The organism is Burkholderia sp. BCC0397 (genome assembly GCF_902832865.1).
GTDB lineage: Bacteria > Pseudomonadota > Gammaproteobacteria > Burkholderiales > Burkholderiaceae > Burkholderia.
On record NZ_CADFDL010000007.1, the window covers coordinates 37,765 to 53,534 of the forward strand.

Genomic DNA, 15,770 nt, shown 5'->3' on the forward strand with positions numbered 1-15,770 from the left:
CGCGCGATGCGCGATCACGCGCCGTCCGTGATAAAACGGGACCTGTTTCCGTGTTCTGGAGAATCCGATGCGCATTCGCATTCCCGCGCGCATGCCGGTGCTGGTCGCCTGCGCCGCCGCGCTGCTGGCCGGTTGCGCGCAACCGTGGCAGCAATACCAGGCCGGCCAGGACGAGTCGGCGATCGTCGCGCGCATGGGCCCGCCGCGCGAGATCTACGATTTGCCCGGCGGCGGCAAGCGCCTGATGTGGCCGACCCAGCCGATGGGCGAAATCACGGTCGCGGCCGACATCGACGCAGCCCACCGGATCGTCAACGTGCGCCAGGTGCTGCAGCCGAGCGAGTTCTATCGCGCGGAGATCGGCAAGTGGACGAAGACCGACGTCCTCGTCAATTTCGGACGCCCGGTCGAGACGTCCTATTTCCCGCTGATGAAGCGCGAGGTGTGGACCTACCGGTATCTCGAGGACAACGTCTGGTACATGATGTACAGCTTCTACTTCGATCCGCAGGGCATCCTGCGCACCACGCAGAAAACGCCGGACCCGCTGCACGATCCCGATCGCCGTACCCTGTTCTGACCGATTGCGCATTGACGCGCAATTATCGCAATGGCCATTTACGAATTATTGCGTGAATGGCCATTTCATTTTTTCCGTCGCCTTATTTAATTCAATGAATAAGACGGAAAACTTTTCCGATCGTTAACATTCCGATGGCAATACGCTGACCGCGCCGTCATGCGGGCCGTCGCGCGCAAACAGGCATGGGCAGTGCATATCATGCGTCTCGTTGGTGCATGCAATGCACTACGCCCAATCAATTTGAAACAGTTTGTTTCAACCCACCCGGAATGCTAGGGCATACCCCTAATATCAGTCGAAACCCAACCTTTCAATTTAGAAAGCATGCAATTGCGCCATTTCGATCGATATTTATTTGCCTTTATCAAAAAGGAGTCCTCATGAACCGCCCCAAGAGCATGCTGGTTGCCAACATTGCCTGGGCCCGCGAGACGCGCGAACACACGCCCGGCTTCTTCGACGCGCTCGCGCGCGGCCAGAACCCGCGCGTACTGTGGATCGGCTGCGCCGACAGCCGCGTGCCGGCCGAAACCATCACGCACTGCGCGCCCGGCGAGCTGTTCGTCCATCGCAACATCGCGAACCTGTTCCACCCCGACGACGACAATTCCGCCAGCGTGCTCGAGTACGCAGTGCGGGTGCTGAAGGTCGACCATGTGATCGTGTGCGGGCACTACGGGTGCGGCGGGGTCCGTGCGTCGCTGCTGCCGCCGCCCGCCGACCTGCCGCACGTCGCGCGCCGCATCGCGCCGCTCTGCGCGCTCGCGCGGCGCCACCGCGACACGCTCGACGGGCTCGACGACATGGCCGCCGCCGACCGCCTCGCCGAGCTGAACGTGCTCGAACAGGTGCGGCTGCTGCGCGCGTCGCCGATCGTACGCGGCCGCGAACGGCCGCCGCTCGTGCACGGCTGGATCTTTTCGCTCGCCGACGGGCTCCTGAAGGAGCTCGATTCCGGCTACACGACGTCGCCAGCCGAAGCCGAGCCCCAGCCCGACCCCGAGCCTGCTGCGATCGCCGCCGCGCTCGGTTGACCCGCGCCCCGCCCTCCACGCCAACGAAACCACCCCCAACCATGAAACTGAACGAGCGCCTGTCCACCCTGCCGCGCGACATCGTCGCCGGCATCGTCGTTTTCCTCGTCGCGCTGCCGCTCTGTCTCGGCATCGCCAACGCCTCCGGCGTCGAGCCGTTCGCCGGGCTCGTGTCGGGCATCGTCGGCGGCATCGTCGTCGCGTTGCTGAGCGGCTCGTCGCTGTCCGTCAGCGGGCCGGCCGCCGGCCTCGTCGTGATCGTCGTCGAAGGGATCGCGCAACTCGGCAGCTTCTCCGCGTTCCTGCTCGCGGTGCTGCTGTCCGGCGTGCTGCAGTTCGGCTTCGGCATGCTGCGCGCGGGCCGCTTCGCCGCCTACGTGCCGTCGCCCGTCATCAAGGGCATGCTCGCCGCGATCGGCCTGCTGCTGATCGTCAAGCAGATTCCGTTCGCATTCGGTATCGGCGGCTCGGCATCGCAATCGTTTGCGAACTGGCCGGGCCTGCCCGTCGCATGGGCCGCCACGGCCATCGCGCTCGTTTCGCTCGCGCTGCTGGTGGCGTGGGACAGCCCCGCGCTGCGCCGCTTCGCGCTGGTGCGCTCGGTGCCGGCGCCGCTCGCGGTGGTCGTGCTCGGTATCGGCGCGACGCTCGTGCTGGGCTTCGTCGCGCCGGCGGTCGCGCCGGGCGCCGCTCATCGCGTCACCTTGCCCGAGCTGGGATCGTTCACCGCCTTCGCTGCATCGCTCAAGCACGCGGAGCTCGGCCCGAACTTCGCGCAGCTCGTCAATCCGGACGTCTGGCGCGTCGCGATCACGCTTGCGGTCGTCGCCAGCCTCGAGACGCTGCTGAGCCTCGAAGCGGTCGAGCAGATCGACCCGAAGCGCCGACCGGTGCAGCCCGATCGCGAACTGAAGGCCCAGGGCGTCGGCAATCTCGTCGCGGGCGCGGTCGGCGGCCTGCCGATCACGTCGGTGATCGTGCGCAGCTCGGTGAACGTCAACGCGGGTGCGCAAAGCCGGATGTCGGCGATCGTCCACGGGGTGCTGCTGCTCGCCAGCGTGTTCGCGCTCACCGGGCTGATCAACCTGATCCCGCTCGCGAGCCTGGCCGCGATCCTGATCCACACGGGCTTCAAGCTGGCGAAGCCGGCACTGTTCCGCTCGGTGATGAAACAGGGGCCGGCTGCGTTCGTGCCGTTCGCCGCGACGATCGTCGGTGTGCTGGCGGTCGACCTGCTGTTCGGCATCGCGCTCGGCCTCGCGTGCAGCGTGCTGGCCGTCGCCGTCGCGAACCTGAAGAGCCCCGTCACGCTCGCGCAGCATGACGACCACTTCCTGCTGTCGTTCCGCAAGGACGTATCGTTTCTCGGCAAGGTGCAGGTCAAGCACCACCTGCGGCACATTCCGGACCGGGCGGCGGTGATCATCGACGCGACGCGCGCCGACTACATCGATCACGACGTGCTCGAACTGCTCGATGCATTCGTCGCCGATGCGCCGCGGCGCGGGATCGCGGTCGAGTTCCGCCGGCGCCATCCGGCGCCACGCGCGGCTACGCGCCGCTGGCTGTTCCGCGCGCCGGCCGCCGAATGAGCGGCCAATGAAAAAACGCCCCGGCGGCGCAAGGCCGCACGGGGCGTTTCGGGGCGGCGTAACACGCGGCGCTTACGAGCGCTGCGGGTTGACCTTGTCGTCCTTCGAATGCAGCTTGTTCAACGCGGAAATGTACGCCTTCGCGGAGGCGGCGACGATATCCGGATCGGTGCCGACGCCGTTGACGATCCGCCCGCTCTTCGACAGCCGGACGGTCACTTCGCCCTGCGCCTGCGTGCCGGTCGTGATCGCGTTCACCGAATACAGCAGCAGTTCGGACCCACTGCCGACTTCGCCCTCGATCGCGTTGAACGTCGCATCGACCGGGCCGTTGCCGCGCGCCTCGCCGGTCACTTCCTTGCCTTCGACCGCGAACACGACCTTCGCCTGCGGCTGCTCGCCCGTTTCCGAACGCTGCGACAGCGACACGAACTTGAAGTGCTCCTGCTCGTGCGCGAGCGCCGATTCCTCGGACACGATCGCGATGATGTCCTCGTCGAAAATCTCCGCCTTGCGGTCAGCCAGATCCTTGAAGCGCATGAACGCGGCATTCAATTCGGCTTCGCTGTCGAGCGATACGCCGAGCTCCTGCAGGCGCTGCTTGAACGCGTTGCGGCCCGACAGCTTGCCGAGCACGATCTTGTTCGCGGTCCAGCCCACGTCTTCCGCGCGCATGATCTCGTAGGTGTCGCGCGCCTTCAGCACGCCGTCCTGGTGAATGCCCGACGCGTGCGCGAAGGCATTCGCGCCGACCACCGCCTTGTTCGGCTGCACGACGAAGCCGGTGATCTGCGACACGAGCTTCGACGTCGGCACGATCTGCGTCGTGTCGATGCCGACGTCGAGGCCGAAGTAGTCCTTGCGGGTCTTCACGGCCATCACGATTTCCTCGAGCGACGTGTTGCCCGCGCGCTCGCCGAGACCGTTGATCGTGCACTCGATCTGGCGCGCGCCGCCGATCTTCACGCCGGCGAGCGAGTTCGCGACGGCCATTCCGAGATCGTTGTGGCAGTGCACGGAGAAGATCGCCTTGTCCGAGTTCGGAATGCGCTCGCGCAGCGTCTTCACGAGGTTACCGTACAGTTCCGGCACGCCGTAGCCGACCGTGTCGGCGATGTTGATCGTCGTCGCGCCCTCGGCGATCACGGCTTCCAGCACGCGGCACAGGAAGTCCAGGTCGGAACGGCTGCCGTCTTCCGGCGAAAACTCGACGTTGTCGGTGAACTTGCGCGCGAAACGCACCGCGAGGCGCGCCTGCTCGAACACCTGGTCGGGCGTCATCCGCAGCTTCTTCTCCATGTGCAGCGGCGACGTCGCGATGAACGTGTGGATCCGGAAGCTGTTGGCCGGCTTCAGTGCGTCGGCCGCGCGCTGGATGTCCTTGTCGTTGGCCCGCGCCAGCGAGCAGATCGTGCTGTCCTTCACGAGACCGGCGATCGTGTGGATCGCATCGAAATCGCCGTTCGAGCTGGCGGCGAAGCCTGCCTCGATCACGTCGACCTTCATCCGCTCGAGGTTCTTCGCGATGCGGATTTTCTCTTCCTTCGTCATCGACGCGCCGGGCGATTGCTCGCCGTCACGCAACGTCGTATCGAAAATGATCAGCTTGTCTGTCATGGGGGGCTCCAGGGCTCTTTTATACGGAAGTCAAACGTAACGAGATCGCGCCACCGCTGGCGACGTTCAACAACAGACGAGGCTTGAGACGGGGGGCGAGAACGGTCAGCGCGGCAGGCGCGCCAAAGCTAGCGCGCGTAGCGGCGCACCGGCTAGAAGGAGGGAGAGGCGGGGAAATGCAGTCATGCCAAAGACTATAGCGAGATTCCGTTGGCCGCGCAATCGGACGGCACCCGGGAATCGACGCGGCCCGGCTCGAAAAAGGGGCAAATGAAAACGGCGGCCCCGAGGCCGCCGTTTCCGGGTAAATCGCATGCTGACGTCAGTGATCGCGCTGGGACGAGCGTGCGGGGTTCGCCCGCCCGCGCATGGCCTGGTAGGCCCAGAACACGTAGCCGGACAGCCCGTACAGCACGAACAGGCAGAACAGCATCAGCGGCGGATCGGACGACACGAGCACGAACGCGACGACGACGAGCAGGATGGCCGCGAACGGCACGCGGTGCCGCACGTCGAGCGCCTTGCCGCTGTAGAACGGCGCGTTCGATACCATCGTCACGCCCGCGTAGATCGTCAGCACGAACGCGACCCACGGCAGCCAGCCGAGCTTCATCGGCACGCGGTTGTCGGTCGCGAGCCACACGAAGCCCGCGATCAGCGCCGCGGCGGCCGGGCTCGGCAGCCCCTGGAAGAAGCGCTTGTCGACCACGCCGATGTTCGTGTTGAAGCGCGCGAGGCGCAGCGCAGCGCCCGAGCAATAGACGAACGCGGCGAGCCAGCCCCAGCGGCCGAGATCCTTCAGCACCCACTCGTACATCACGAGCGCGGGCGCCACGCCGAACGACACCATGTCCGACAGGCTGTCGAACTGCTCGCCGAACGCGCTCTGCGTATGCGTCATGCGCGCAACGCGCCCGTCCATCCCGTCGAGCACCATCGCGACGAAGATCGCAATCGCGGCGATCTCGAAGCGCACGTTCATCGCCTGCACGACCGCGAAGAAGCCGCAGAACAGCGCAGCGGTCGTGAATGCGTTCGGCAGCAGATAGATGCCGCGCGTCTTCAGGAATCGCTGGCGCGCGGCGCGGCGGCTTTCGAGCGGCGCCTGATCGGGCGCCATCACCTTGTTGCGGCGGAACGGGCGTGGCGTCTGGCTGGAGCCGCTGCGCGGCCGACGCGGTTTGAATGCGGCCATCGTGCGCCCCGCCCCTTACTGCTCGAGCTCGGCGAGGATCGTCGACGACGCGTAGACCTTCTCGCCGATCGACACCTTCGCGCGGCTGCCGAGCGGCAGGTACACGTCGACGCGCGAACCGAAGCGGATGAAACCGTAGCGCTGGCCGCGCGACAGCGGCTCGCCGGCACGGACGTAGCAGAGAATCCGGCGCGCGACGAGGCCCGCGATCTGCACGGCGGTGACGGTCTTGCCGCTCGCCGTCTGGATCACGACCGCATTGCGCTCGTTCTCGGTCGACGCCTTGTCGATCGCCGCGTTCAGGAACGCGCCCGGGAAGTATTCGACCTTGCTGATCGCGCCATCGACCGGCGAACGCTGCGAATGGACATTGAAGACATTCATGAACACGCTGATCTTCAGCGCTTCGCGGTTCGCGTACGGATCCTGCGCAGTCTCGACCGCGACGATGCGGCCGTCCGCCGGGCACAGCACCGCGTTCGGCTGCGCCGGGATCGGGCGCTGCGGATCGCGGAAGAACTGGACGACGAAAGCGAGCAGCAGCCAGAACGGCCACGCGAAGCCGAAGCCCCCGACGGCATGGATCAACAACGCGATGACGGCTGCAATCGCGATGAACGGCCAGCCTTCGCGCGCGATGATCGGATGAGGATAGTTCATGGATTCGTTCTGTGTTCGGTGAATTGCAAAGCCCGTAGCATAACAAAAGCCGCCCGGGGCACTGCTGCCTTCGGACGGCTTTTTGATGCCGACCCTCCACTCGAAGGGCCGGAACAGCACGTATTGCTTCTAACGGTGCTTAGTTCTTCGTCTGGTCGACGAGCTTGTTCTTCGCGATCCACGGCATCATCGCACGCAGCTTCGCGCCGACCTGCTCGATCTGGTGCTCGGCCGTCAGGCGGCGGCGCGACTGCAGCGTCGGGGCGCCTGCCTTGTTCTCGAGAATGAAGCTCTTCGCGTACTCGCCCGTCTGGATGTCGGTCAGGCACTGCTTCATCGCCTTCTTCGTCTCTTCCGTGACGACGCGCGGGCCGGTCACGTACTCGCCGTACTCGGCGTTGTTCGAGATCGAGTAGTTCATGTTCGCGATGCCGCCTTCGTAGATCAGGTCGACGATCAGCTTCAGTTCGTGCAGGCACTCGAAGTACGCCATTTCCGGCGCGTAGCCGGCTTCGACCAGCGTCTCGAAACCCGCCTTGATCAGCTCGACGGTACCGCCGCACAGCACGGCCTGCTCGCCGAACAGGTCGGTTTCGGTCTCTTCACGGAAGTTCGTCTCGATGATGCCGGCACGGCCGCCGCCGTTCGCCGCTGCGTACGACAGCGCGATGTCGCGTGCCGCGCCCGACTTGTTCTGCGCAACCGCGATCAGGTGCGGCACGCCGCCACCTTGCGAGTACGTGCCGCGCACGGTGTGGCCCGGGGCCTTCGGCGCGATCATGATCACGTCGAGGTCGGCGCGCGGGATCACCTGGCCGTAGTGGACGTTGAAGCCGTGCGCGAAAGCGAGCGCCGCGCCCTGCTTGATGTTTGCGTGCACTTCCTTCGCGTACACGTCGGCGATCTGCTCGTCCGGCAGCAGCATCATGACGACGTCCGCGCCCTTCACCGCTTCCGCGACTTCCTTGACCGACAGGCCGGCGTTCTCGGCCTTGCTCCACGACGCGCCATCCTTGCGAAGGCCGACCGTCACGTTCACGCCGCTGTCCTTCAGGTTCAGCGCGTGTGCATGGCCTTGCGAGCCGTAGCCGATGATCGTGACTTGCTTGCCCTTGATGAGGGAGAGGTCGGCGTCTTTGTCGTAGAAAACGTTCATGATGGTTCCTTCGCTAATTCAAAAAATTCAATAATTCGTTCGGATGGAGTACTGCGGGCCGGGACATGACGGCGCACCCGGCGTGCCTTTTTGGCAATATCGGCATCACACCTTCAGGATGCGCTCGCCGCGTCCGATGCCGGAGCTGCCGGTACGCACGGTCTCGAGGATCGCGCTGGCGTCCAGCCCCTGGATGAATGCGTCGAGCTTGTCGCTCGCGCCCGTCAATTCGATCGTGTAGGTCTTTTCGGTCACGTCGATGATGCGGCCGCGGAAAATGTCCGACATCCGCTTCATTTCTTCGCGCTCCTTGCCTACTGCACGTACCTTGATCAGCATCAGCTCGCGTTCGATGTGTGCACCGTCGGTCAGGTCCACCACTTTCACCACCTCGATCAGGCGGTTCAGATGCTTCGTGATCTGTTCGATCACGTCGTCGGAGCCAATGGAAACGATGGTGAGCCGCGACAGCGATTGGTCTTCGGTCGGCGCCACCGTCAAGGTTTCGATGTTGTAGCCGCGTGCGGAAAACAGCCCGACCACGCGCGACAGCGCGCCCGGTTCGTTCTCCAGCAGGACGGAAATGATGTGTCTCATGTTCGCTTCTTCCAGAATGTGCCGTGTCGATTCACTCGCGCCGCGCGCCGCCGCGTGCCGCACCGCCCTTCGTGAAGGCGGCCGCATCGGGCCGGGCGCGCGTCGCGCCGTTACAGATCTTCCGATCCGAGCAGCATCTCGGTGATGCCCTTGCCGGCCTGTACCATCGGCCAGACGTTTTCGGTCGGATCGGTCTGGAAGTCGAGAAACACGGTGCGGTCCTTCAGGCGCAGCGCTTCCTTCAGCGCCGGCTCCACATCCGAAGTCTTTTCGATCCGCATGCCGACATGGCCGTACGCTTCGGCGAGCTTCACGAAATCGGGCAGCGCATCCATGTACGAATGCGAATAGCGCTTGCTGTATTCGATCTGCTGCCACTGGCGGACCATGCCGAGGTAGCGGTTGTTCAGCGAAATGATCTTCACGGGCGTGTCGTACTGCAGGCAGGTCGACAGTTCCTGGATGCACATCTGGATCGAGCCTTCGCCCGTGATGCACAGCACGTCGTCGTCCGGGTGGGCCATCTTGACGCCCATCGCCGCCGGCAAGCCGAAGCCCATCGTGCCGAGGCCGCCGGAGTTGATCCAGCGACGCGGCTTGTTGAAACGGTAGAACTGCGCGGCCCACATCTGGTGCTGGCCGACGTCCGAGCACACGAACGCATTGCCGTCCGTCAGCTCCCACGCCTTCTCGACCACGTACTGCGGCTTGATGATCTCGCTTTCGCGGTCGAACTTCAGGCAGTCCTTCGCGCGCCAGCCTTCGATGTCCTTCCACCATTGCGCGAGCGCGTCGGTGTCGGGGCCATGCTCGGCCGTCTGCAGTTGCTCGATCAGCTCCTTCAGCACTTCCTTCACGTCGCCGACGATCGGGATGTCGACCTTCACGCGCTTCGAGATCGACGACGGGTCGATGTCGATGTGAATGATCTTGCGCGGGCGCGACGCGAAGTGCGCCGGATCGCCGATCACGCGGTCGTCGAAGCGGGCGCCGATCGCGATCAGCACGTCGCAGTGCTGCATCGCCATGTTCGCTTCGTAGGTGCCGTGCATGCCGAGCATGCCGAGGAATTTCTTGTCCGACGCGCGATAGCCGCCGAGGCCCATCAGCGTGTTCGTGACCGGGTAGCCGAGCAGGTCCGCGAACTGGTTCAGTTCACGCGACGCGTCGGCGAGGATGATGCCGCCACCCGTGTAGATGTACGGGCGCTTCGCCGTCAGCAGCAGCGACACGGCCTTGCGGATCTGGCCCGAATGGCCCTTCGTGACGGGGTTGTACGAACGCAGCGACACGCTCTTGATCGGCTCGTACTGGCACGGCGTCTTCGAGATGTCCTTCGGGATGTCGATCAGCACCGGGCCCGGACGGCCGGTGCGGGCGATATAGAACGCCTTCTTGACGGTTTCCGCGAGGTCGCGCACGTCCTTCACGAGGAAGTTGTGCTTCACGCACGGACGCGTGATGCCGACGGTGTCGCATTCCTGGAACGCATCCTGACCGATCGCGGCAGTCGGCACCTGGCCGCTGATCACGACCATCGGGATCGAATCCATGTAGGCCGTTGCGATGCCGGTCACCGCGTTGGTGACACCGGGGCCCGACGTCACGAGACAGACGCCGACATTGCCGGTGGAGCGCGCATACGCATCGGCTGCGTGCACGGCCGCCTGTTCATGGCGCACCAGCACGTGCTGAATCTTGTCCTGCTTGTACAGCTCGTCGTAGATGTAGAGAACCGAGCCGCCGGGGTAGCCCCAGATGAATTCGACGTTTTCGTCGGCCAGTGCCTTCATGAGCACGGTACCGCCGATGGAGTCGCTATCGGGAGGGGAAAGGGGTTCCGACGTGGAGAATTCCGCGCTGGGCATGTTCATTTTGACCTTTCGAATTTTCGGCAAAAAATTGATCGGGTGCTCTCTGCCGGGCTTGTGGCTCGGGTTCAAGCGGCGCGTCCAGTTTGAAGGGCGGGCTTCTTGGGCCAGCCTCAAATGAGACCATCACTTCATGTTGCGAACCGCCGACGATAGCGGGTCGCGATTGAGCCGTCAAGCAAAATATCCCGCAACGCATCATGCGCGCCGCCCGGCGCCCCCGCCGGCGCGGCTCGCGCGCAACGTGCGGCGCCCGACCCGGTGCCAAGCCGCACGAAAATTTGATAGCATCCGCGGGTTTTACGAAATTTTTCGACCTTTTACACCACGCAGCGGGCCGCAGCGCATACCTTCACGGAATGGCATCAGACAAGGAACTCGCCGACTTTCTGGCGGGCGTCGAAAGGCGCGCGTTCAAGCAGGCTGCGTACGCCGTGCGTGACGACGATGCGTCGCTCGACATCGTGCAGGACGCGATGATCAAGCTCGCGGAAAAATACGGCGACCGGCCGGCGGCCGAGCTGCCGCTGCTTTTTCAGCGGATCCTTCAGAACACGATCCACGACTGGTTCCGCCGGCAGAAGGTCCGCAACACGTGGGTGACGCTCTTCTCGTCGCTGAACAACACCGACGACGACGACTTCGACCCGCTCGAAACGCTCGAATCCGCGGACGACAACGCGGGCGTCGAGAGCAGCGAGCACCGCCTCGAAAGAGAGCAGGTTCTGGCCCTGATCGACGAAGAAATCCAGAAACTTCCGACGCGTCAACGGGAAGCGTTCCTGATGCGTTATTGGGAAGATATGGATGTCGCCGAGACTGCCGCCGCAATGGGGTGTTCCGAGGGCAGCGTCAAGACGCACTGCTCGCGAGCCACTCATACCCTGGCGCAAGCGCTCAAGGCCAAAGGAATCACGCTATGAGCTCCGCAAACCGAGAACACGAATTCGCGCTGAAGGTGCGCCGCGCGCTGGACGAGCGCGCGGCCGCGCTGCCTGCCGCGACCACCGATCGGCTGGCCGTCGCCCGCCGGGCCGCGCTCGCGCGCAAGAAGCCCGAAGCCGCGACCGCGCCGGTGTTCGTGCCGGCGTTCGCCGGCGCAGCCGGCGCCTACGGCCCGACGCCCACGAACCGCCCGCCGACGTCGCTCGCGCGCCGCCTGCTGCGCGCATGGCCGCTCGCGTTGCTGCTCGCGGGGCTCGTCGGCATCGCGTACTGGGAAGACATGCAGCGCACCGCCGAACTCGCCGACATCGACGCGGCGATGCTCAGCGACGACCTGCCGCTCAATGCATATCTCGATCACGGGTTCAACGCGTATCTTTCGCGCGCTCACTAACAGACAATAACGAGGGGATCGTACGGGTGAGTCAGAAGCGCGGCCTGGCCGTATTTTTCGGATGCGTGATCGCGATCGCCGTTTGCTACGTCGCCACGTATCCCCGATTCCACCCGGCCCCCGCGACGGCTCCCGTCGCGACCACCAGCCCCGCCGCGCCCGCGTCGACCGCGACCGGGCCGACCACCGAACTCCCGCCGCTGCCCCTTCCCCTGCCGCTGCCGGCCGCCTCCGGCCCGCTGTCGTGGGCGCGCCTCACGCCGGCGCAGCACGCGGCCCTCGCCCCGTTCGCCGACCAGTGGGACGGCTTCAGCGATGCCCGCAAGCGCAAATGGCTGAAGATCGCATCGCGTTTCGCGAAGTTGTCGCCGGATGACCAGAAGCGCCTGCAGGAGCGGATGACCGAATGGGCGAAAATGACGCCCGAGCAGCGCCGCGTCGCGCGCGAGAACTACCAGAGCGCGAAGGAGCTGTCCGCGCAGGCGCGCGAGCGCGCGTGGAAGGCCTATCAGCAACTCCCCGAGGAGCAGAAGGAACGGCTCGCCGCCGCCGAGCGCCGCCGCAAGCCGAGTGTCGTCAGTGCGCCGCCGACCGTCGCCGACCGTGACGTCCGCCGCCTCGTCAACTCGCACGAACACCCGGCGAGCGGCGCGGCCGCCGCCCCGGCGCCCACGTCGGCCGGCGCCGCCGCGCAGCCGGTGCCTGCCTCGTCGACGTCCGGCACCGCATCCGCACCGGCCGCCGTGGCGCCGGTGTCGCCCGCCGACGCGCCTTCGCTGTTCAAGGGCTCCTGAGCGGCCGTGGCAATCGCCCACGCTCCCCAAGCCCCGGCCGCCGCGCCGTCCGTGCGACGGCGCCTCGCCGCGCTGCTCTACGAAGGCGTGCTGCTGTTCGGCGTCGTGTTCTTCGCGGGACTCGCGTTCAGCCTCGCGACGCAGCAACGCAACGGCCTCGTCCATCACAACCTGCTTGCCGCGTGGATCGCGCTGGTCGTCGGCGCGTATTTCGTGTGGTTCTGGACCCACGGCGGCCAGACGCTGCCGATGAAAACCTGGCGGCTGCGGCTCGAATCGTCGAGCGGCCGGCCGCTGAGCGCCGGCCACGCGCTCGTCCGCTACGCGCTCGGCTGGCTGTGGTTCCTGCCGCCGCTCGCGCTGCACCCGCTCCTCGGCCTGTCGGTCCCCGTCACGCTCGCGCTCACCGCCGCCTGGATCGTCGTGTGGGCCGGCGCCGCCCGGTTGCACGCCGGACGCCAGTTCCCGCACGACCGAATCGCACGCACCCGCGTCGTCGCGATCCCGCGCTGACGCGCCGCATTCGCCAGACGAAAGCCGCTCGCCCGGCGCGCCTTCATCCCGCCGGACGGCCTTGCCGGACAAACGCCGACCGTTCAGTGTGGCAGGTTACGCAACGCCCGCTCATTCACTGCTAAACACCCTTCATCGGTCGTAATAAGAACGTCTCGTGACTGTCATGGCACAGTCACGCCCGCATGGCGGAATGCCGGTAATGTCAACCGGCGCGAGTCATGCATGGGCCAGAAAACGTCCGCGACTTCACTGTTTCGTCACCCCATCGGCGCCCGCGCCGCCACTGCGTTCCTGTCCGGCTCGGGGTCAACCGACGGAGTGGTGTCGCAAAAGCCGCCCGTCGCGCACACCACGCAGCACGAGGACCCCGAGCCGTCCGCCCACCGCTACCGCACCATCTGGCTGTCCGACATCCACCTCGGCTCGAGCGGCTGTCAGGCGCCCTACCTGCTGGATTTCCTGCGTCACAACGACTCGGAATACCTGTACCTCGTCGGCGACATCATCGACGGCTGGCAGCTGAAGAAAGGCTGGTACTGGCCGCAGGCGCACAACGACGTCGTGCAGAAAATCCTGCGCAAGGCGCGCAAGGGCACGCAGGTCGTCTACATCCCCGGCAATCACGACGAAGGCGCGCGGCAATTCTGCGATCTCGCGTTCGGCGACATCCAGGTGCGCGGCGAGGCATTCCACACGACGCTCGCAGGCAAACGTTTGTGGATCGTGCACGGCGACCTGTTCGACGGCGTGATCCAGCACGCGAAATGGCTCGCGTACCTCGGCGACACGCTCTACACGCTGATCCTCGTGCTGAACCGCTGGTTCAACCGGATCCGCAGCCGGCTCGGCTTCCAGTACTGGTCGCTGTCGCAGTACCTGAAGCACCAGGTCAAGAACGCGGTCAACTTCATCTCGCAGTTCGAGACCGTGATGACCGACGAGGCGCGCCGCCGCGGCTGCGACGGCGTCGTGTGCGGCCACATCCACAAGGCCGAGATCCGCGACATCGACGGCGTGCTGTACTGCAACGACGGCGACTGGGTCGAAAGCCTGTCCGCGCTCGTCGAAACGATGGAAGGCGAACTGAAGATCGTCTACTGGACGGTGATGCGCACCGCACCGTCGGAGACCACGTCGCGCAAGGCCAAGGCCACTGCCTGACACAACCCTACTTACAGGACATGCCGCGATGAAGATCATGATCGTCACCGACGCGTGGGAACCGCAGGTCAACGGCGTCGTGCGCACGCTGAAGAGCACGTCGCGCGAACTCACGGCGCTCGGCCACCGCGTCGAACTGCTGACGCCGCTGGAATTCCGCACGGTGCCCTGCCCGACCTACCCCGAGATCCGCCTGTCGATCCTGCCGTACCGCAAGCTGCGCGCGCGGATCGATGCGTTCGCACCCGACGCGCTGCACATCGCGACCGAAGGCCCGCTCGGCCTGGCCGCCCGGCGCTATGCGCGCGCCCGCAAGCTGCCGTATACGACCGCGTATCACACGCGCTTTCCGGAATACGTGCAGGCGCGCTTCGGCATTCCGCTCGCCGCGACCTATCGCTTCCTGCACTGGTTCCACGGCCCGTCGCTCGCGGTGATGGCGCCGACGCCGGTCGTCAAGCAGGACCTCGAGAAGTTCGGCTTCACGAACGTGGTGCTGTGGACCCGCGGCGTCGATCTCGACACCTTCCGGCCGATGGAGTCGAAGGTGCTCAATACCGCGCGGCCGATCTTCCTGTACGTGGGCCGCGTCGCGATCGAGAAGAACGTCGAGGCGTTCCTGCGCCTCGACCTGCCCGGCTCGAAGTGGGTCGCGGGCGAAGGCCCCGCGCTCGCGGAACTGAAGTCGCGCTATCCGGAGGCGAACTATCTCGGCGTGCTGTCACAGGCGGAGCTCGCGAAGGTGTATGCTGCGGCCGACGTGTTCGTATTCCCGAGTCGCACCGACACGTTCGGCCTCGTGCTGCTCGAAGCGCTCGCCTGCGGCACGCCGGTGGCCGCGTATCCCGTCACGGGCCCGATCGACGTGCTCAGCGGAGGCGACGCCGGCGCGATGCACGAGGATCTGCAGGAAGCCTGCCTCGAGGCGCTGAAGATCGAACGCACGACTGCGCGCGCGTGGGCGGAACGCTTCTCGTGGCGCGCGGCATCCGAGCAGTTCGCGTCGCATCTGAAGCCGCTGCCGAAGACCGCGTACTCGCCCGCCGAAGGTGCTGCCGTTTGAAACGAGACCTGAACGACAAGATCCCGCCCCCCGCCGCGACGCCGCCACGGCACCACCCGTTCGACGAGGAAGAGCCGCACGCCGAAACGGACGCGCATCCGCACGAGCCGCTCGGCCCGGACGATCAGCTGACGCCGCTGCCGCCGAACCCGTACAAGCGCCACCGCGGCATCACGCGTGCGTGGTACGCCCTCAAGCATTCGCTGAACGGCTTTCGCGTCGCGATCCGCGAGGAAAGCGCGTTTCGCCAGGAGCTCACGCTCGCCGCGCTGATGCTGCCGATCGGCGCATTCGCGCCGGTGCCGGCCGCGTCGCGCGCGCTGCTGATCGCGTCGGTGCTGCTGGTGCTGATCGTCGAGCTGCTGAACTCGAGCGTCGAAGCCGCGATCGACCGCATCTCGCTCGAGCGCCACGAACTCTCGAAGCGCGCGAAGGATCTCGGCAGCGCGGCCGTGACGGTCGCGCTGTTCGCGTGCGTGACGACCTGGGGCTTCGTGCTCGGGCCGGTCGTCGCACGCTGGCTCGGCTTCTAGGCAAGCACCGGGCGCCTGCCCCGCCACCCGCGTGCGGCGCTGCACCATGCGCCGCGCGG

14 protein-coding genes and 1 pseudogene are annotated in these 15,770 nt (G+C 65.9%); 9 read left to right on the forward strand and 6 right to left on the reverse strand.

The genetic code is table 11. The annotated features are described in order from the left end of the window. Positions 1–67 precede the first annotated feature (67 nt). Positions 68–580, forward strand: coding sequence for a hypothetical protein (locus tag HWX03_RS21490; protein ID WP_175822360.1), 513 nt, complete (start codon positions 68–70; stop codon positions 578–580). Between the two features lie 496 nt (positions 581–1,076). Continuing rightward, positions 1,077–3,209 (forward strand): annotated as a pseudogene (locus HWX03_RS21500) (SulP family inorganic anion transporter); the annotation flags it as partial. 72 nt (positions 3,210–3,281) lie between these two features. Here the strand turns inward: HWX03_RS21500 and HWX03_RS21505 are convergent. The 6 genes from HWX03_RS21505 to HWX03_RS21530 all read right to left on the reverse strand — a co-directional run bounded on the left by HWX03_RS21505 (position 3,282) and on the right by HWX03_RS21530 (position 10,308). Then, positions 3,282–4,826: a 2-isopropylmalate synthase gene (locus tag HWX03_RS21505; protein WP_175872612.1), complete on the reverse strand. Its 1,545-nt coding sequence runs from the start codon at positions 4,824–4,826 to the stop codon at positions 3,282–3,284. A 322-nt stretch (positions 4,827–5,148) separates the two neighbouring features. Continuing rightward, a complete protein-coding gene (gene pssA, locus HWX03_RS21510; RefSeq protein ID WP_174388187.1) occupies positions 5,149–6,021 on the reverse strand; it encodes a CDP-diacylglycerol--serine O-phosphatidyltransferase in 873 nt (290 codons plus the stop codon). 15 nt (positions 6,022–6,036) lie between these two features. Continuing rightward, a complete protein-coding gene (locus HWX03_RS21515; RefSeq protein WP_027784995.1) occupies positions 6,037–6,681 on the reverse strand; it encodes a phosphatidylserine decarboxylase in 645 nt (214 codons plus the stop codon). A 139-nt stretch (positions 6,682–6,820) separates the two neighbouring features. Next, the gene (gene ilvC / locus HWX03_RS21520; RefSeq protein ID WP_006750446.1) at positions 6,821–7,837 is read right to left on the reverse strand and encodes a ketol-acid reductoisomerase; all 1,017 of its coding nucleotides are present in this window, start codon (positions 7,835–7,837) and stop codon (positions 6,821–6,823) included. Between the two features lie 105 nt (positions 7,838–7,942). Then, positions 7,943–8,434 (reverse strand): acetolactate synthase small subunit, encoded by a 492-nt coding sequence (gene ilvN, locus HWX03_RS21525; RefSeq protein ID WP_006750445.1) that lies wholly within the window; start codon positions 8,432–8,434, stop codon positions 7,943–7,945. Between the two features lie 110 nt (positions 8,435–8,544). Beyond that, positions 8,545–10,308, reverse strand: coding sequence for an acetolactate synthase 3 catalytic subunit (locus HWX03_RS21530; RefSeq protein ID WP_175822355.1), 1,764 nt, complete (start codon positions 10,306–10,308; stop codon positions 8,545–8,547). A gap of 356 nt (positions 10,309–10,664) precedes the next feature. Between HWX03_RS21530 and HWX03_RS21535 the strand changes: the two genes are divergently transcribed. The 7 genes from HWX03_RS21535 (at position 10,665) to HWX03_RS21565 (ending at position 15,711) form a co-directional block, all read left to right on the forward strand. Next, positions 10,665–11,228, forward strand: a complete 564-nt coding sequence (locus tag HWX03_RS21535) for an RNA polymerase sigma factor (RefSeq protein ID WP_174388189.1) — start codon at positions 10,665–10,667, stop codon at positions 11,226–11,228. Beyond that, complete coding sequence (locus HWX03_RS21540; RefSeq protein WP_175872613.1) at positions 11,225–11,644, forward strand: DUF3619 family protein; 420 nt, start codon at positions 11,225–11,227, stop codon at positions 11,642–11,644. The genes HWX03_RS21535 and HWX03_RS21540 overlap by 4 nt, the downstream gene beginning before the upstream one ends. A gap of 26 nt (positions 11,645–11,670) precedes the next feature. Further along, positions 11,671–12,438, forward strand: coding sequence for a DUF3106 domain-containing protein (locus HWX03_RS21545; protein WP_175872614.1), 768 nt, complete (start codon positions 11,671–11,673; stop codon positions 12,436–12,438). 6 nt (positions 12,439–12,444) lie between these two features. Further along, on the forward strand, positions 12,445–12,951 hold the full coding sequence (locus tag HWX03_RS21550) for an RDD family protein (RefSeq protein WP_175872615.1): 507 nt from the start codon (positions 12,445–12,447) through the stop codon (positions 12,949–12,951). 225 nt (positions 12,952–13,176) lie between these two features. Continuing rightward, on the forward strand, positions 13,177–14,115 hold the full coding sequence (locus HWX03_RS21555) for a UDP-2,3-diacylglucosamine diphosphatase (RefSeq protein ID WP_174388193.1): 939 nt from the start codon (positions 13,177–13,179) through the stop codon (positions 14,113–14,115). A 28-nt stretch (positions 14,116–14,143) separates the two neighbouring features. Then, positions 14,144–15,178, forward strand: a complete 1,035-nt coding sequence (locus HWX03_RS21560) for a glycosyltransferase family 1 protein (RefSeq protein ID WP_174432786.1) — start codon at positions 14,144–14,146, stop codon at positions 15,176–15,178. Then, complete coding sequence (locus HWX03_RS21565) at positions 15,175–15,711, forward strand: diacylglycerol kinase (RefSeq protein WP_174388195.1); 537 nt, start codon at positions 15,175–15,177, stop codon at positions 15,709–15,711. Before HWX03_RS21560 ends, HWX03_RS21565 begins: the two co-directional genes overlap by 4 nt. The last annotated feature ends 59 nt before the right edge of the window (positions 15,712–15,770 follow it).